Genomic DNA, 14,659 nt, shown 5'->3' with positions numbered 1-14,659 from the left:
CTCCCCGGGCGGGGCCTCTTCATGTTCGCGGCACGGTGCCTGATGTCCACGACATGCCTCCTGCTCACGACATGAAAAGGGCGGGCGCCGCCGAGACAGCCGCCCGCCCATATCGATCCCGCTCTGGACCGGACCTCAGGGGCCTGTGGGGTGCTCGTTGAAGATGTCGAACATCTTGAGCAGCACGACCGTCACCGGAATGGCAACGATGCCGCCCAGCGGCCCCCAGAGCCAGAGCCAGAAAACCAGCGAAACGAAGAGCAGGAAGGGATTGATATCGACATGCCGCCCCACGAGCGAGGGCGTGACGAACTGCGCCTCCGTCATGTTGATCGCAAGGTAGATTGCCGGGGGCGCAAAGGTCATGAGACCGTCGTAGTGCACGACGCCGGTCAGCAGAAGGCCGCCGGCCATGGCCGCCGGACCGAGGTAGAGGATGAAGTTCATCAGCGCGGCGCCGATCCCCCAGATCACGGCACCGGGCACGCCCACCGCCATCAGCACGCCGCCCACGGCGAACCCGAGCCCGGCGTTGATGACCGAGATCGTCGCGAAGTACCTCGAGACCGTGATCTCGGCATCGCAGAACCGCTCCATGATGGCGGCGGTGTCGGCGCGCGAGCCGATCCTGCGCGAGGCCCAGCGGTAGATGTTGTCGCGGGTCAGCAGGAAGAAGAACAGCCCGCCGAGGAAGATCAGGATCTGCGCCAGGATCGCGGGTGCCAGGAACAACGCATCGGTCATGCCCGGCATAGCGGCCGCGCCCCCATCGCCCTCGGAGTCGCCGTTGCCGAGCGCTTCGGACATCTGCTCGTTCACCTCGTCGATGCCGCGGATCAGGTCGCGGTATTCGAAGAGCAGCTTGCGGATCTCGTAGCGGACCGAGGGGATCTGGTCGATCGCGAGAGAGATGTAGGGCTCGATCAGGTAGGCCAGCGCCGCGAAGGCGAAGAACAGCAGGACCATCAGGACCAGCACGGCCACCGGCCGCGGAATGCCGATCCGGTCCATCCGATCCGCAACGGGGGCGAAGATGATGCCCACGACAACGGAGAGCACCAAGGGGGCGAAAATGTCGTCAGCGAGCCGAAGACCGGCGAGCAGGGCGATGGATGCGATCACAACGATCGCGACGCGCACGATCGGATCGCCGGAAAGGGGACGGCTTGCCATGGCTTGATAACATCCGGTGGCGCCATTCGTTCCCGACATATTAGGGTTGATGCATACTCACTCGCGCTGTCCTCAAGTCCGCTCCAGTTCCATCTGCTCAAGGGACTGCCGTAATTTCGGAAACAATCTCGGATGCGGTCGGGTCCCCGCAGGTGCGCAACTTGGAACATGGCGATGCCTGCCCAGACTATTGCCGCCATAATCCGGAACTGTCGGCGTGGGCCGGCCCGCCCTGCGCCGGCTCGGCGTCGACCCGGACGCATCGCCGTACTCTGGGTAGGACGCCGGGTGGGACGAGCCCGCGAAAACCACGACGGGGATGGTCTGTGCGCTGCTCCGGCTGGCGGCTCTGGCGGGTTTCGGCTGAACCACGATTGGCTCGCCAGGACCAGGGAACCGGGCTATGATCCGCGCGTTGACCGCAGTAGCCACGAGCCGGGGATCACTCTCTCACATGACGACCACAGCATCGGACGGCCCGCGACGGCCGGTCGGAGAAATCGTTGACCGTTTGGACGAAGCCGCGCACGGCGACACGGTGACCCCGCGCGACCTTCTGAAAAGCTTCGGCGATTCCTCGTTCCTCCCCGTGATGATGGTCCCCGCGCTGCTGGTGGTCTCGCCGCTGTCCGGCATTCCGCTGTTCTCCTCGATCTGCGGCCTGACGATCGCCTTCATCGCGCTGCAACTCCTGCTGGCACGCCGCCACATATGGCTACCGGCCTTCATCATGGACCGCCGCATCGACGGCGCCCGCGCCCGGGCTGCCGTCACCAAGCTGCGCAAGTTCACCGACTGGCTGGACAACAAGACCCGCAGCCGACTGCGCTTCATGGTGCGGCCGCCGATGCGCGCCTGGCTCTACCTGCTCTGCATGCTTTGCGGCCTCGCCATGCCCTTCCTCGAACTGGTCCCCTTTTCATCGTCGGTGCTGGGCGCGGCGGTGCTGCTCTTTTCCACCGCACTGCTCGCGCGAGACGGGCTGTTCGCGCTGATCGGCAGCATTGCCGTGCTGAGCGCCGCCATGTTGCCCTTCTTCGCGCTCGGCGCGGTCTGACCGCCGACTAGAGCCAGGCAGCAAGGTAGAAGACCAGCGCCGCCAGGCACCCGCCGATCACGAGACCGACCAGAAGCCGGGTCGCGCTCCTGCCGCGCTGCCGGTCGCTCGGCGTCTCGGGCCGGTGCACAGGCCGGTCTTGTGCTCCCGCGTCGCCGGGTCCGGCACGCACGTCGTGACTGTCTCGTTCGGTTGGCTTGTCGGGCATCGCCCTGCCTTTCCCAAGGTCGGAAACTGACGGCAAAACGCAAACAACAGTTGCGGTGTTCCGTCACGTCAGGCGCGCTCGTCCTTGGGCGATCCCATCACGACGAAGGAGGTGATCGCATTCACCTGAGGCAAGGTGCCCAAGACCTCGGTGTGGAACTCCTTGTAGGCGCGCAGGTCGGCGACCTCGATCCGCAGCAGGTACTCGACGTTGCCGGTGATGTTGTGGCACTCGCGCACCTCGGGGGCGCGTCGCATGGCCGCCTCGAAGAGTTCCTGCGCGGCCTTGGTGTGGCTGTTCAGCCCCACGGTGACGTAGGCGACAAAGCCGGTGCCGGTCTTCTCGCCGCTGACCACCGCGCGATAACCGCGAATGACGCCCGACCGCTCCAGCGCCGCGACCCGCCGCAGGCAGGCCGAGGGCGAGAGGCCCACCCGCTCGGCCAAGGCGAGGTTGCTCATCCGCCCGTCGCCCGAAAGAGCGCGCAATATCTTGCGGTCAATATCATCCATGTCGCTCATTGATTGCGAAATTGCGCATACCACGCAGCAAAACGCAATCCGGAGCCGCGGATATGGGTGTCATATTGCGCCATGACACCCGATCTCTTCCTCGCGCTGGCGGCCTTCGCCCTCGTCTCGGTCATCACGCCGGGGCCGAACAACCTGATGCTCATGGCCTCGGGCGCCAACTTCGGCCTGCGCCGCTCCATCCCGCACATGATGGGCATCGGCCTGGGCTTCCCGGCGATGGTCGTGATGGTCGGCCTGGGCGTGATGCAGCTCTTCGAGGCCTGGCCCCTGGCCCGGCAGGTGCTGACGGCCGTTTCGGTGGTCTACATGCTGTGGCTGGCCTGGAAGATCGCCCATGCCGCCGCCCCGGGCGAGGATGGCGCGGCCGGGCGCCCTCTCACCTTCCTGCAGGCGGCCGCCTTCCAGTGGGTGAACCCCAAGGCCTGGTCCATGGCGCTGGGGGCGATCACGCTCTACGCCGCCGGCCGCGACCTTGGTGCGATCCTCTGGGTCGCGGGCACCTACGTCGCGATGTCCGTCCTCTCGACCACCACCTGGACGGTCATGGGCCGCGGCCTGCGCCGGGTGCTGGCAAGCCCGCGCAACCTGCGGATCTTCAACTGGGTGATGGCGGGCCTGCTGGTCGCCTCCCTGGCGGCGGTGATGCTGGGCTGACGCGGCCCGCGGGCCACCGAAACGCACGGCATCTTCCCGCCCCGGCGCCCTTGCTTTGTTGCATCGCGCCGCCACTGTCTCCATATAGGCGCCGTGCAACAGGATACCCGGGCGATGACGCATTACCTCGACTTCGAAAAACCGCTGGCAGAAATCGAAGGCAAGGCCTCGGAACTGCGCGCCATGGCGGAAAAGAACGAGGAGATGAAGGTCGAGGACGAGGCCGCCGCGCTCGACCGCAAGGCCGACGCGCTGCTGCGCGACCTCTACGGCAAGCTCACGCCCTGGCGGAAGTGCCAGGTCGCCCGGCACCCCGACCGGCCGCACTGCAAGGACTACATCGAGGCGCTTTTCACCGAGTACACCCCGCTGGCGGGCGATCGCGGCTTTGCCGACGACCACGCCGTGATGGGCGGGCTGGCGCGCTTCGACGATCAGCCGGTCATGGTGATCGGCCACGAGAAGGGCAACGATACCCAGAGCCGCATCGAGCGCAACTTCGGCATGGCCCGCCCCGAGGGCTACCGCAAGGCGATCCGGCTGATGGACATGGCCGACCGCTTCGGCCTGCCGGTCATCACGCTCGTGGACACGCCCGGCGCCTACCCCGGCAAGGGGGCCGAGGAGCGCGGCCAGTCCGAGGCCATCGCCCGCTCGACCGAGAAGTGCCTGCAGATCGGCGTGCCGCTGGTCTCGGTCATCATCGGCGAGGGCGGCTCGGGCGGCGCCGTGGCCTTTGCCACCGCGAACCGCATCGCGATGCTGGAACACTCGGTCTACTCGGTGATCTCGCCCGAGGGCTGCGCCTCGATCCTCTGGAAGGACGCCGAGAAGATGCGCGAGGCGGCCGAGGCCCTGCGCCTCACCGCGCAGGACCTGCTGAAGCTGGGCGTGGCCGACCGCGTCGTGCCCGAGCCGCTGGGCGGGGCGCACCGCGACCGCGACAGCACGATCGCCAGCGTGGGCGCCGCCATTTCCGCCATGCTGGGCGAGATGGAAGGCAAGAAGCCCAAGGCACTGGTCAAGGCGCGTCGCGACAAGTACCTCGCCCTCGGGCGTCCAAGGGCCGTGGCGGGCCTGAGGGCTCAGCCCGTCGGGTTCAGGTCACAGACGATGGCCGTCGCCGGAACGTCGCCGCGATTGTAGAACCAGTGCATGGTGTCCCCGTCCTCGAGGATGCCCATGTCGCCCTCGGCATAGCTCGTCTCGCCGTCGGGCTTGCCCTCGACCCATTCGCCCGAGATCACCTTGACCAGCCCGGGCCGGTTCTCGTGCGAATGCTGCGCGATCTGGCCGCCGGGTTCGATGGTGATGGCCCGCAATTGCATCATGTAGCCGTCCAGCCCGGTCTGACGCGCGATCATGCCCTCCTCGAGCTTGCCCAGGGCTTCGACGGCGAGGCCCTTGTGCTCGGTCGGGCCGGACATCTCTGCAAAGGCGAAACCGGCGGCCAGCCCGGCCAGGCCGAAGAACGCGGGGGCGAGGGAACGAATGGAAAAGGACATCTGGAAATCTCCCGATTTTGAGGATTTGCAAAATCAGGGTAGGCTTGGGGCATTGTGACGGACAAACGAAACCATTTTGCCGGCGGGTGAAAGGAATTCATCCATGCACCAGCGCAAGTTGCCCCCCTTCCCCGCCCTGCGCGCCTTCGAATCTGCCGCGCGCCTCGGCAGCTTCAAGGACGCCGCCGAAGAGCTTTGCGTGACGCCCTCCGCGATCAGCCACCAGGTTCGTGTCCTGGAGACCTACCTCGACCGTACGCTCTTCGTGCGGGGCGTCCGCCAGACGGCACTCACGGACCAGGGGCGCAGCTACCTCTCGCAACTCACCCCGCTGCTCGACATGCTCGACGCCTCGACCCGCGCGGCCGCGGGCGAGACCTTTTCCGGCCGGCTGCGGATCAAGTCGACCGAGGGCTTCTCCAAGCGCTGGCTGATGCCGCGGCTGCACCGCTTCCTCGCCGACTACCCCGACGTCGAGGTCTCGATCGAGACCGGCATGCCGCCGACCGAGTTCCGCGGCGGGGCTCTGGATCTCGTGATCCACTGGGGCGACGACCCGGTCGAGGGCGTCATCGTCGATCCCTTCATGTCCTCGACCCGGGTGCCGGTCTGCAGCCAGGCCTATCTTGACGCCAACCCCGACATCCGCCGCCCCGAGGACCTGCTGCGCAAGACACTGATCCGCGACGAGGTCGCCGACGGCTGGGAGGAGTGGTTCGGCCTCGTCGACCGCGCGGAGGATTGCCCCCGCGTGGGCGCCCCGCGCACCGGGCAGGCCTCCGACGGCCCGCCGGGCGGGCCCGTCTTCGCGCATTGCGAACTGACCATGAGCGCGGCCGAGAACGGGCTGGGCGTCGGGCTGGCCTACAAGGCGATGATGCTCACCGCGCTGGAGCGCGGCGACCTCGTGATGCCCTTCGACCTCGAATCGCCGACGCGCACGATCTATTCCGTCGCCTACGAGGAGGCGCGCAGCAACGACCCCGTGATCGTCGCCTTCCGCGACTGGCTCTTCGAGACGATCCTGCATGAGAGCGAGGGCCTCGCGCAGGACGACATGGTCCTGCGGGCCGCGCAGTAGCGACTCAGCTCACCAGCAGCTTGAGCCCCTGCGTCACGTCAGAGCGCACCGCCAGCCGCAGGCCGGGCTCGTCGCCGGCCTTGAGCGCCGCGATGATCAGCCGGTGGAACTGTGGCGCCTCCGTGCGGCGCAGCCGGCCGTAGAGCGCACGCATGGTGGGCCCCAGCTGCAGCCAGACCGTCTCCGCCATGGCCAGCATCGCCGGCGCCTGCGCCCGCAGGTAGAGCGTGCGGTGAAACTCGAGGTTGCTGCGGATGTAGCCCACCGCATCGCGGTTCAGCACCACGTCCGAAATCGTCGCGTTGATCGTCTGCAGCCGGTCGATCAGCGCCATGTGCGCGCGTGGCAGGGCGCGCGAGGCCAGCTCGACCTCGAGCAGCGCACGCAGCGCCGCCAGCTCCTCGATCCGCTCGTTCGACAGCTCCGGCGTCTGGACCCGGCCCGAGGAGGACATCGACAGCGCCCCCTCGGCCACCAGCCGGCGCACCGCCTCGCGCGCGGGGGTCATCGAGACCTCGAACTCGCGGCCGATGCCGCGCAGGGTCAGCGCCTCGCCCGGGGCGATCTGGCCCAGCATGACGCGGGCGCGCAAGCCGCGGTAGACGCGTTCATGCGCGGCGCTGACGATCTCGGAGGGGCGCGGTGTCGGGGTCATCGGCGGGACTGTGATCACGAATCCGGGCCTGGTCAATCGTCGAAACGGTAGCGGTGGAGCCCGGCGCCCTCGTCCCGCAGCCAGCGGCGCGGCGCCCGCCAGTCGCCGTAGAGCTGCTCGACCACCGCCCAGAAGCGCGGCGAATGGTTCATCTCGGCCAGGTGCGCCACTTCGTGCGCAGCGACGTAGTCGAGCACCGCGGGCGGGGCGAGGATCAGTCGCCACGAGTACATGAGCGCCCCATCTGATGTACAGGATCCCCAGCGCGAGCGCGTGTCGCGCAGCGTGATCCGGCTATACGGGCGTCCCAGCGCCGCCGCATGACGGTCCGAGGCCTCGGCCAGCCGTTCCCGCGCCAGCGCCCTCAGCCAGCCCCTGACACGCGCGGGCACCCGCCCGGCCGCGCCGGGCACCTCCAGAGCCTCGGGCGTCAGCCGCACCGCCCGCCCGGCGCCGGGGCGCAACTCGCGCGGCTGGCCCTCGACCGGCAGGACCGCGCCGGGCAGCACGGGCACGTCCTCCTCGCGGGCATCGAGGTGGCCGCGCAGCCAGGCTTCCTTTTCCTGCAGGAAGCCCAGGGCCTCGCGCTCGGGCACCCGCCGGGGCAGCGTCAGGGTGACCCGGCCGTCGATCTGGCTCAGCCGCAACGACAGGCGCCGCGCCCGCGTGGAGCGGCGCAGCGTGACGGCGATCGGCGGGTTGCCAGGAAGCGTGATCTGCCCCATATGCAGGCCTCGAACGGATGACGAGTCAAAGCTTTTGACACCGGTCCCCTGTTATGGCAGAGGGCGCGGATTGTCACCAGACCGGACAAGCTGAAGGGGACCACCCATGCCCAAGGAAGAATGGGGCACGAAGCGCGTGTGCCCGACCACCGGCAAGCGCTTCTATGACCTGAACAAGGACCCGATCGTCAGTCCCTACACGGGCGAGGTCCTGCAACTGGATACCGGCAAGCGCACGATGCTTGCACCCGACTCCGCCGACGGCGCCCGCCGTGCCGCGAACAAGAAGGACGACTCGCAGGAGTCGGACCTCATGGAAGACGATGTCGAGGTCGAACTCGACGACGACGACGTGCTCGAGGACGAGGACGACGACAACGTTTCGCTCGACGACATCGCCGATGTGTCGAACGAGGACGAGGAGAGCTGAGGCCCTCCGGATTTCCACCGCAGGCGGCGATTTTTTCGCTTGAACCCGCCTGCGGCTTTGCGTAGATCAGCGCGCACGACGCCGGACACGGCGACACACTACGGGGCCTTAGCTCAGCTGGGAGAGCGCCTGCATGGCATGCAGGAGGTCAGGGGTTCGATCCCCCTAGGCTCCACCATCCCCCCCCACATTCGAACAGATCCGCGGGCCGCATCGGCGATTGCCTCGCGCGGCCAGGCACTCAGCCCTGCAGCGTCTTCAGCAGCGCGTCGGTCTGTGGCGGCAGCGCCTCGCGGTCGCGCACGGCGATCAGAAGCTCGCGCGTGGCCCAGGGTTCGTCGATCGGAATCATGTCGACGCTGCCCTGCTCCAGGAAGCCTTCGACCGCGCCGAAGGGCAGGATCGCGATGCCCAGCCGGGCCTGCACCATGCGCCGCACGCCGTCGAAGCTCTTGACCTCGACCATGGTACGGATCGTCAGCCCGAGGTCCTGCGCGCGCTTGTCGACGAAGGCCTGCAGCGAGCTGTTGCGCTGCAGGGCAACGAAGTTCTCGCCTTCGAGGTCGCCCAGCCGCACCGAGTCGCGGGCGGTCAGGCGGTGTCCCTTCGGCGCGCAGACGACGAGAGTGTCGCGCCTGTAGGGCAGCACCTGCAGGCCGCGCGCCTGCGTCAGGCCCGAAAAGATCCCCACGGTCGACCCGGCCCGACGGTCACCGCCTCGATGATCTCGATGCTTTCGAGCTCGGCCATGCGGATGGTGGTGCCCGGGTTCGAGAGCACGAACTCTGCCAGGTCCTCGGGCAGGAACTGGGTGATCGCCGAGGTATTGGCCGCCATGCGGATCACCCCCCGGCCGCCGCTGCGCTGGTCGCGCAGCTCGGACTGCAGGCCCGCGAGCTGGTTCGCCAGCGTCTCGGCGTGCTTCAGCACGAGACGTCCCGCGGGGGTCAGCTCGATCCCCCGGCGGTGCCGGATCACCAGCTCCGTCGCGGCCTCGGCCTCGAGGCTCGCGAGGCGCTTGCTGACTGCCGAGGGCGCGATGCCGTGCCGCGCGGCCGCCCCGGCGATGCTGCCGGTCTCCGCGATGCTGCGGAACAGCTCGAGCGACTGCAGGTCGAAGCTCATCCCCGGCGGCCGGTGGGCACGGCGCCTAGCCCTCGGTGACGCGCGACTGCGTCCGCTTGTGATCGCGCATCGTCAGCCAGACGGAGAGGCACAGGAAGACTGCCGTCAGCACGTAGAGCGCGATCGAGATCGGGCTCGCGATCAGCACGCTCCAGTCGCCGTCCGAGATCGACATCGCCCGGCGCAGGTTGCGCTCCATGTCGCCGCCCAGCAGCAGGCCCAGCACCAGCGGCACGAGGCTCACGTCGAGCTTGCGCAGCAGGTAGCCCAGCACGCCGAAGAAGATCATCATCTCGAGATCGAAGACCGAGTTCGAGATCGAGAAGACACCGACGAAGCTGACCGCCGCCACGATGGGCATGAGCGCCCAGGTGGGCACCATCATCAGCCGGCTGAAGAGACCGATCATCGGCAGGTTCAGGATCAGCAGCGCCACGTTGCCGAGGTAGAGCGAGGCGACGAGCCCCCAGACGAGGTCGGGCTGGCGCTCGAAGAGCAGCGGGCCGGGCTGGACGTTGAGCGAGATGAGCATCGCCAGCATCACCGCCGTGGTGCCGGAGCCCGGCACACCCAGCGAGAGCATCGGGATCAGCGCGCCCCCGGAGGCCGCGTTGTTGCCTGCCTCGGGCGCGGCCACGCCGCGCGGGTCGCCCTTGCCGAAGGTGCCGTCCTTGTCGCTGGCCTGCTTCTCGACCGAGTAGGACATGACCGAGCCCAGCGAGGCCCCTGCCCCCGGCAGCACGCCCGAGACGAAACCCACGAGCGAGCCGCGCAGGACGGCCCAGCGCGTCATCCAGATGGTCCGGAAATCCGGCAGCCAGCTTGTTATACCGATGGGCGCGGTGCGGTCGGCGGCCTTCTTTTCCAGCAGCACGAGAATTTCGGAGATCGCGAAGAGGCCCACGAGCGCGACGATGGGATCGACGCCGTCGTAGAGGTGGTAGTTGCCGAAGGTGAAACGCGGGATCCCCGAGATCGGGTCGATCCCGACAGAGGCGATCATCAGACCGATCATGGCCGAGAGCAGCGTCTTGCGCGGGTCCACGCCCGCGATGCCCCCGATCGTGACGAAGGCCAGGATGTAGAGCGCGAAGTAGTCCGCCGGCCCGAAATAGATCGCCATCCGCGCCAGCAGCGGCGCGAAGAGGCTCAGGCCGATGACCGAGACGGTCGCGCCGACGAAGCTCGCCACGCCCGAGATCGCCAGCGCGTCGGCGGCCTTGCCCTGCTGGGCCATCGGGTAGCCGTCGAGCGTCGTCATGACCGCCGGCTCGTCGCCGGGGATGTTCAGAAGGATCGAGCTGATGCGCCCGCCGTACATGCAGCCGAAGTAGACCGAGGAGAGCAGGATCAGCGACGAGGTCGCGTCGAAGCCGAAGGCGAAGGTCAGCGGGATCAGGATGGCGACGCCGTTGACGGGGCCCAGCCCCGGCATGGCGCCGATCAGCGTGCCCGCGAAGCAGCCCAGGAGCAGCAGGCCGATGTTGAGGGGCGTCAGCGCGACGGCGAAGCCGCCGGCGAGAAGGGTAAGCGTTTCCATGAGCGAGCGGCGTCCTGCCTATTGCGTGAACCAGTAGCCGAAGAAGGCCAGCGGCAGACCAAGCACCTGGTCGAAGAGTGCCCAGAGCGCGGGCGACATGATCGCGCCCAGGATCACGGCCTTGAGCGGCGCGCCGCCCAGAACGGTGCCGATGCCCGCGATCAGCCCGAACGAGGCGAGCGGAAACCCGAGCGGGCGAAGGAGAAAGGCGTATCCCAGCAGGATGGCCAGCGCGAGAAGCTGCCGGGCCATGTGTCCACGGTCGGGCCAGGACACCTCTCCGCTCGGGAAGACCACGAGCGTGGCCGAGAGCAGCATCGCCGGAATGCCCACGACCATGGGAAAGACTGACGGCCCCAGCACGTCGCCGAAGTCCGCCGAGTATTGCTTTCCGAAATACATGTAGAGCGCCGCGATCATGAAGACCGCGACGCCTGCAATTCTGACACTCATTCAATCACGCCGATGTCGCGCGAGATGTCTGCCATGGCTTTCTCTTGCTCGCGGACGTATTCCTCGAACTCCGCGCCGCCGCGCCAGATCGGCACCAGGCCGAATTCGACCGCGGCTTCCTGCCAGTTGTCGGAGTCGTAGAGCGTCTTCAGCTTCTCGACCCAGGCATTGTAATCCTCGTCCGAGACCTCGCCGCCGGTGTAGAGGCCGCGCCAGTTGTAGCCGGTCACGTCGATGCCCTGCGACTTGGCGGTGGGGATGTCGGGGAAGGCCGGAATCGGCTCGTCCGACAGGGACGCCAGGATGCGGATGTCGCCCGAGTCCACGAAGCCCGCGATTTCGCCCATGTCGGTCGAGACCACGTCGATCTGGCCGCCCATCATCTGGGTCACGGCGTCGGTGCCGCCGTCGAACTGCACCCAGCGCAGATCGCCCAGGCTATCGAGGCCGCCTTCGCGCGCCACCATCAGCAGGCGGATGTGGTCCCAGCCACCGGCGCCGGACGAGCCGGCCGTCACGATCGAGCCGGGCTCTTCGGCCATGATCTCGGTCAACTCCTCGAGCGACTGGATCGGGCTCTCGTCATCCACCGCGATCACGCCCACGTCGGCGCCCAGCATGGCGAGGTAGCGCATGGCGTCGATCGGCGCGGGATAGCGGCCCTGCGCGATCTGCGTGACGCCCACGGTCGAGGTCGCCACGATCAGGTCGGCGTCAGCGGGCCGCTCGTTGGCGACCATGGCATAGGTCACCGCGCCCACGCCGCCCGGCATGTTGGTCACCTGCACGTTGCCCTCGACGAGGTCCAGCTCGCTCAGGATGCGGCCGATGGTGCGGCAGGTGAAATCCCAGCCTCCCCCGGGATTCGACGGTGCGATGCACTCGGCGGCCGAAGCCGGAACGGCTGTCAGGCTCACGGATGCGGCCAACGCCAGGCCGAATACGGCCGACGTCGTTGTTACGATTTTCATTGATGCGTCCTCCCTAAACGTAGGGGGAGAAAAGGATAACTCCGATGCGATTGCAAGTTCGGCCCGCCCCTGCGAATGCGAGACATCTCTTTTCGATATGTCAAATTTCAATTTGAAGACGTCTATTTCTGCGATGCAGAAACGCCTTTTCGGCACGGCTTCTGCGGAATTTTCCCTTTTCATCAAGGGCATCACGCATGGGGCGCTCGCGGCGCTTCCCTGTCAAGCCCCGCTGCGCCTTGGCAGCGGCAGCGAATGCGCGGGCGGCGGGCTCTCTTGCCGAACCGGGGCGGACCTTGCCAAGTATAGCCCGACATTGTCTCGATCGGCGGGCCCGCGCGCCGCGCGGCCCTCGCCGGTCGCCCATCAAGGACGGATCAAATGCCCAGCCAGTCGCCCGTGCCCGAGGGGGCACGAATCACCGTTTGCGAAGTCGGCCCCCGCGACGGCTTCCAGAACGTGAAGCCCTTCATTCCGACGGCGAAGAAGATCGAGATCGTGAACGCGCTCTTCGCGAGCGGGCTGCGGCACATGCAGGTCACCTCCTTCGTCAGCCCGCGAGCCGTGCCGCAGCTGGCCGACGCCGAGGAAGTGCTGGCCGGCATCGACCGTCCCGAGGGCGCGCATATCTCGGCGCTGATCGCCAACCGGCGCGGCGCAGAGCGCGCCGCGACGGCGCAGGTCGACTCGGTGCACACCGTCGTCTCGGCCTCGGAGACGCACAACCTCAAGAACGTGAACCGGCCCATCGAGCAGTCGCTTGGCGAGATGGAAGCGACCTTCGCGGTGCTCTTCGACGCCGGAATCGCGATCGAGGGCGGTATCGCCACCGCCTTCGGCTGCCCCTTCGAGGGCGAGGTGCCGCCCGAGCAGGTGGCCCGCATCGCCCGCCGCTACCAGGAGCTGGGCGCGACCAGCGTCGGGCTGGGCGACACGACCGGCATGGCCACGCCGCTGACCGTGCGCGCCGCGATCCGCGCCATCCGCGAGGCGGCGCCGGGGCTGGAAATTCACCTCCACTTCCACAACACCCGCGGCGTGGGCCTTGCCTGCGTGCAGACCGGCCTGTCCGAGGGCGTGACCCATTACGATGCCTCGGTCGGCGGGCTGGGCGGTTGCCCCTTCGCGGCCGGTGCCACCGGCAACATCTGCACCGAGGACCTGGTCTACCTGCTGCAGGAAAGCGGCTACGCGACGGGCGTCGACCTCGACAAGCTGATCGCCGCTGCCGCCCTGACGCAGGAAACTCTTGGCACCACGCTTCCGGGGCAGGTGCTGAAGTCCGGCCCGCGCCTCAAGCGTCACGACCCCGAACTGACCGTGACGGCCGCAGGATGAGTGCACTTCCCCTCTCCGGCGTCCGGGTCATCGACCTGACGCGCATCCTGTCCGGCCCCTTCTGCTCGATGATCCTCGCCGATCTCGGTGCCGACGTGATCAAGATCGAGGCGCCCGGCGGCGACCATGTCCGCAAGCAGGGCGAAATCCGGCGCGGCCTGTCGTGGTATTTCGCCGGCTTCAATCGCAACAAGAAGTCGGTCGAGTTGAACCTGCGCAGCGCCGAGGGCGTGCAGGTGCTCGAGCGGCTGCTGGCCGACGCCGACATCCTGACCGAGAACTTCCGCCCCGGCGTGCTGGGCGAGATGGGCCTGACCGAGGCTCGGCTGAAGGAGATCAATCCCAAGCTCATCGTCGTCAGCGTGAACGGCTACGGCAGCACCGGGCCCTATGCCGACCGCCCGGCCTTCGACTTCATCGCGCAGGCGATGTCGGGCTTCATGGCCACCAACGGCACGTCCGAAACCGGGCCGCTCCGCTCCGCTCCGCCGATCACCGACCTCGTGGCCGGGCTCTATGCCGCGCTGGGGGCCGTGGCGGCGCTGCGGGGACGCGAGAACGGCGGGCCGGCGCAGCGGGTCGAGGCCTCGATGATGATGTCGATGATGTCGATGCTGGCCTACCTGTCGTCCAACGCGCTGGCGACGGGCGAGGACCCGGTGCCCTCGGGCAACAACCACCCCATCGCCTCGCCCTACGGGCTGTTCCGGGCCTCGGACGGCGACATCGCCGTTGCGCCCTCGACGGAGGTCATCGTCCGGAAGTTCCTGCGCGAGCTGGGGCTCGAGCAGCTGCTCTCCGATCCACGCTTCGAGAGCAACGCGGTGCGGCTGCAGCACCGCGCGGAGCTGAACGCGCTGATCAACGAGGCGCTGGCCCACGGCACGCAGGACGAGTGGATCGCGCGGCTCAACAAGGCGGGCGTGCCCTCGGGGCGGGTGCAGAGCCTGACCGAGGCGCTCGCCGATCCGCAGGTCGCGGACCAGGAGATGGTCCTGACCGAGCAGACGCCGCATCACGGCGAGGTCCGCATGACCGGCTTCCCGATCAAGTTCTCGGAAACGCCGCTCGCGCTGCGGCACCCGGCGCCCGAGCTGGGCGGCAACGGTCGCGACGTGCTGCGCGCCGCGGGCTACGACGAGGCCGAGATCGAGGCTCTGATCGCGCAGGGCGTGCTGGGCGCCGGCTCGCCGCAGACCGCCTGATAAAAT

Annotated in this window: 18 protein-coding genes and 1 tRNA gene; 8 read left to right on the top strand and 11 right to left on the bottom strand. The window is 68.0% G+C overall.

What is annotated here, in order from left to right:
* Nucleotides 1-135 precede the first annotated feature (135 nt).
* Nucleotides 136-1,173, bottom strand: a complete 1,038-nt coding sequence (locus SALMUC_RS01110; protein WP_021119679.1) for an AI-2E family transporter — start codon at nucleotides 1,171-1,173, stop codon at nucleotides 136-138.
* A 454-nt stretch (nucleotides 1,174-1,627) separates the two neighbouring features.
* Here SALMUC_RS01110 and SALMUC_RS01105 point away from each other — a divergent pair, with 454 nt between their 5' ends.
* Nucleotides 1,628-2,230, top strand: a complete 603-nt coding sequence (locus tag SALMUC_RS01105; protein WP_037370943.1) for an exopolysaccharide biosynthesis protein — start codon at nucleotides 1,628-1,630, stop codon at nucleotides 2,228-2,230.
* 7 nt (nucleotides 2,231-2,237) lie between these two features.
* Here SALMUC_RS01105 and SALMUC_RS01100 read toward each other — a convergent pair whose 3' ends face one another.
* Both SALMUC_RS01100 and SALMUC_RS01095 read right to left on the bottom strand, forming a co-directional pair.
* Nucleotides 2,238-2,402: a hypothetical protein gene (locus SALMUC_RS01100; RefSeq protein ID WP_245584647.1), complete on the bottom strand. Its 165-nt coding sequence runs from the start codon at nucleotides 2,400-2,402 to the stop codon at nucleotides 2,238-2,240.
* 104 nt (nucleotides 2,403-2,506) lie between these two features.
* Complete coding sequence (locus SALMUC_RS01095; protein ID WP_021119678.1) at nucleotides 2,507-2,950, bottom strand: Lrp/AsnC family transcriptional regulator; 444 nt, start codon at nucleotides 2,948-2,950, stop codon at nucleotides 2,507-2,509.
* Nucleotides 2,951-3,031: 81 nt separating this feature from the next.
* Here SALMUC_RS01095 and SALMUC_RS01090 point away from each other — a divergent pair, with 81 nt between their 5' ends.
* Nucleotides 3,032-3,625, top strand: a complete 594-nt coding sequence (locus SALMUC_RS01090) for a LysE family translocator (RefSeq protein ID WP_020040947.1) — start codon at nucleotides 3,032-3,034, stop codon at nucleotides 3,623-3,625.
* Between the two features lie 114 nt (nucleotides 3,626-3,739).
* On the top strand, nucleotides 3,740-4,771 hold the full coding sequence (locus SALMUC_RS01085; RefSeq protein WP_021119676.1) for an acetyl-CoA carboxylase carboxyltransferase subunit alpha: 1,032 nt from the start codon (nucleotides 3,740-3,742) through the stop codon (nucleotides 4,769-4,771).
* Here SALMUC_RS01085 and SALMUC_RS01080 read toward each other — a convergent pair.
* Nucleotides 4,711-5,130: a cupin domain-containing protein gene (locus SALMUC_RS01080; RefSeq protein WP_020040949.1), complete on the bottom strand. Its 420-nt coding sequence runs from the start codon at nucleotides 5,128-5,130 to the stop codon at nucleotides 4,711-4,713. The two genes, SALMUC_RS01085 and SALMUC_RS01080, sit on opposite strands and share 61 nt — an antisense overlap.
* Nucleotides 5,131-5,233: 103 nt before the next feature.
* On the opposite strand from SALMUC_RS01080, the gene SALMUC_RS01075 reads away from it, so the two are divergent.
* Complete coding sequence (locus SALMUC_RS01075; protein ID WP_020040950.1) at nucleotides 5,234-6,211, top strand: LysR substrate-binding domain-containing protein; 978 nt, start codon at nucleotides 5,234-5,236, stop codon at nucleotides 6,209-6,211.
* Nucleotides 6,212-6,215: 4 nt separating this feature from the next.
* Here the strand turns inward: SALMUC_RS01075 and SALMUC_RS01070 are convergent, their stop codons facing one another.
* Nucleotides 6,216-6,866: a GntR family transcriptional regulator gene (locus SALMUC_RS01070; protein WP_020040951.1), complete on the bottom strand. Its 651-nt coding sequence runs from the start codon at nucleotides 6,864-6,866 to the stop codon at nucleotides 6,216-6,218.
* Nucleotides 6,867-6,898: 32 nt separating this feature from the next.
* Nucleotides 6,899-7,591, bottom strand: a complete 693-nt coding sequence (locus SALMUC_RS01065) for a M48 family metallopeptidase (protein ID WP_020040952.1) — start codon at nucleotides 7,589-7,591, stop codon at nucleotides 6,899-6,901.
* A gap of 106 nt (nucleotides 7,592-7,697) precedes the next feature.
* On the opposite strand from SALMUC_RS01065, the gene SALMUC_RS01060 reads away from it, so the two are divergent.
* Both SALMUC_RS01060 and SALMUC_RS01055 read left to right on the top strand, forming a co-directional pair.
* Nucleotides 7,698-8,021, top strand: coding sequence for a TIGR02300 family protein (locus SALMUC_RS01060; RefSeq protein WP_020040953.1), 324 nt, complete (start codon nucleotides 7,698-7,700; stop codon nucleotides 8,019-8,021).
* Between the two features lie 102 nt (nucleotides 8,022-8,123).
* A tRNA-Ala gene (locus SALMUC_RS01055) sits at nucleotides 8,124-8,199 on the top strand.
* 63 nt (nucleotides 8,200-8,262) lie between these two features.
* Here the strand turns inward: SALMUC_RS01055 and SALMUC_RS27890 are convergent.
* Genes SALMUC_RS27890 through SALMUC_RS01035 form a run of 5 tightly spaced genes read right to left on the bottom strand, consistent with a single transcriptional unit; the run spans nucleotide 8,263 to nucleotide 12,110 of the window.
* A complete protein-coding gene (locus SALMUC_RS27890; protein ID WP_021119673.1) occupies nucleotides 8,263-8,712 on the bottom strand; it encodes a LysR substrate-binding domain-containing protein in 450 nt (149 codons plus the stop codon).
* Nucleotides 8,691-9,146, bottom strand: coding sequence for a LysR family transcriptional regulator (locus SALMUC_RS27885; protein WP_021119672.1), 456 nt, complete (start codon nucleotides 9,144-9,146; stop codon nucleotides 8,691-8,693). Before SALMUC_RS27885 ends, SALMUC_RS27890 begins: the two co-directional genes overlap by 22 nt.
* Nucleotides 9,147-9,171: 25 nt before the next feature.
* Nucleotides 9,172-10,686 (bottom strand): tripartite tricarboxylate transporter permease, encoded by a 1,515-nt coding sequence (locus SALMUC_RS01045; protein WP_020040956.1) that lies wholly within the window; start codon nucleotides 10,684-10,686, stop codon nucleotides 9,172-9,174.
* An 18-nt stretch (nucleotides 10,687-10,704) separates the two neighbouring features.
* Nucleotides 10,705-11,139: a tripartite tricarboxylate transporter TctB family protein gene (locus SALMUC_RS01040; RefSeq protein WP_084513871.1), complete on the bottom strand. Its 435-nt coding sequence runs from the start codon at nucleotides 11,137-11,139 to the stop codon at nucleotides 10,705-10,707.
* The gene (locus SALMUC_RS01035) at nucleotides 11,136-12,110 is read right to left on the bottom strand and encodes a Bug family tripartite tricarboxylate transporter substrate binding protein (RefSeq protein ID WP_020040958.1); all 975 of its coding nucleotides are present in this window, start codon (nucleotides 12,108-12,110) and stop codon (nucleotides 11,136-11,138) included. The genes SALMUC_RS01040 and SALMUC_RS01035 overlap by 4 nt, the downstream gene beginning before the upstream one ends.
* A gap of 381 nt (nucleotides 12,111-12,491) precedes the next feature.
* Between SALMUC_RS01035 and SALMUC_RS01030 the strand changes: the two genes are divergently transcribed.
* Together SALMUC_RS01030 and SALMUC_RS01025 are read left to right on the top strand one after the other, a co-directional pair.
* Nucleotides 12,492-13,448 (top strand): hydroxymethylglutaryl-CoA lyase, encoded by a 957-nt coding sequence (locus tag SALMUC_RS01030; protein WP_020040959.1) that lies wholly within the window; start codon nucleotides 12,492-12,494, stop codon nucleotides 13,446-13,448.
* Nucleotides 13,445-14,653 (top strand): CaiB/BaiF CoA transferase family protein, encoded by a 1,209-nt coding sequence (locus SALMUC_RS01025; RefSeq protein ID WP_020040960.1) that lies wholly within the window; start codon nucleotides 13,445-13,447, stop codon nucleotides 14,651-14,653. The genes SALMUC_RS01030 and SALMUC_RS01025 overlap by 4 nt, the downstream gene beginning before the upstream one ends.
* The last annotated feature ends 6 nt before the right edge of the window (nucleotides 14,654-14,659 follow it).

Origin of the sequence: Salipiger mucosus DSM 16094 (genome assembly GCF_000442255.1) — a bacterium.
GTDB classification, from domain to species: domain Bacteria; phylum Pseudomonadota; class Alphaproteobacteria; order Rhodobacterales; family Rhodobacteraceae; genus Salipiger; species Salipiger mucosus.
The sequence above is the reverse complement of the archived record's forward strand: the minus strand, read 5'-3'. Positions and strand labels throughout refer to the sequence as shown.

Coding starts and splice junctions, on each gene's coding strand:
- SALMUC_RS01110 (WP_021119679.1), bottom strand. CDS start 1,173: ATGGCAAGCCGTCCCCTTTCCGGCGATCCGATCGTGCGCGTCGCGATC.
- SALMUC_RS01105 (WP_037370943.1), top strand. CDS start 1,628: ATGACGACCACAGCATCGGACGGCCCGCGACGGCCGGTCGGAGAAATC.
- SALMUC_RS01095 (WP_021119678.1), bottom strand. CDS start 2,950: ATGGATGATATTGACCGCAAGATATTGCGCGCTCTTTCGGGCGACGGG.
- SALMUC_RS01090 (WP_020040947.1), top strand. CDS start 3,032: ATGACACCCGATCTCTTCCTCGCGCTGGCGGCCTTCGCCCTCGTCTCG.
- SALMUC_RS01085 (WP_021119676.1), top strand. CDS start 3,740: ATGACGCATTACCTCGACTTCGAAAAACCGCTGGCAGAAATCGAAGGC.
- SALMUC_RS01080 (WP_020040949.1), bottom strand. CDS start 5,130: ATGTCCTTTTCCATTCGTTCCCTCGCCCCCGCGTTCTTCGGCCTGGCC.
- SALMUC_RS01075 (WP_020040950.1), top strand. CDS start 5,234: ATGCACCAGCGCAAGTTGCCCCCCTTCCCCGCCCTGCGCGCCTTCGAA.
- SALMUC_RS01070 (WP_020040951.1), bottom strand. CDS start 6,866: ATGACCCCGACACCGCGCCCCTCCGAGATCGTCAGCGCCGCGCATGAA.
- SALMUC_RS01065 (WP_020040952.1), bottom strand. CDS start 7,591: ATGGGGCAGATCACGCTTCCTGGCAACCCGCCGATCGCCGTCACGCTG.
- SALMUC_RS01060 (WP_020040953.1), top strand. CDS start 7,698: ATGCCCAAGGAAGAATGGGGCACGAAGCGCGTGTGCCCGACCACCGGC.
- SALMUC_RS27885 (WP_021119672.1), bottom strand. CDS start 9,146: ATGAGCTTCGACCTGCAGTCGCTCGAGCTGTTCCGCAGCATCGCGGAG.
- SALMUC_RS01045 (WP_020040956.1), bottom strand. CDS start 10,686: ATGGAAACGCTTACCCTTCTCGCCGGCGGCTTCGCCGTCGCGCTGACG.
- SALMUC_RS01040 (WP_084513871.1), bottom strand. CDS start 11,139: ATGAGTGTCAGAATTGCAGGCGTCGCGGTCTTCATGATCGCGGCGCTC.
- SALMUC_RS01035 (WP_020040958.1), bottom strand. CDS start 12,110: ATGAAAATCGTAACAACGACGTCGGCCGTATTCGGCCTGGCGTTGGCC.
- SALMUC_RS01030 (WP_020040959.1), top strand. CDS start 12,492: ATGCCCAGCCAGTCGCCCGTGCCCGAGGGGGCACGAATCACCGTTTGC.
- SALMUC_RS01025 (WP_020040960.1), top strand. CDS start 13,445: ATGAGTGCACTTCCCCTCTCCGGCGTCCGGGTCATCGACCTGACGCGC.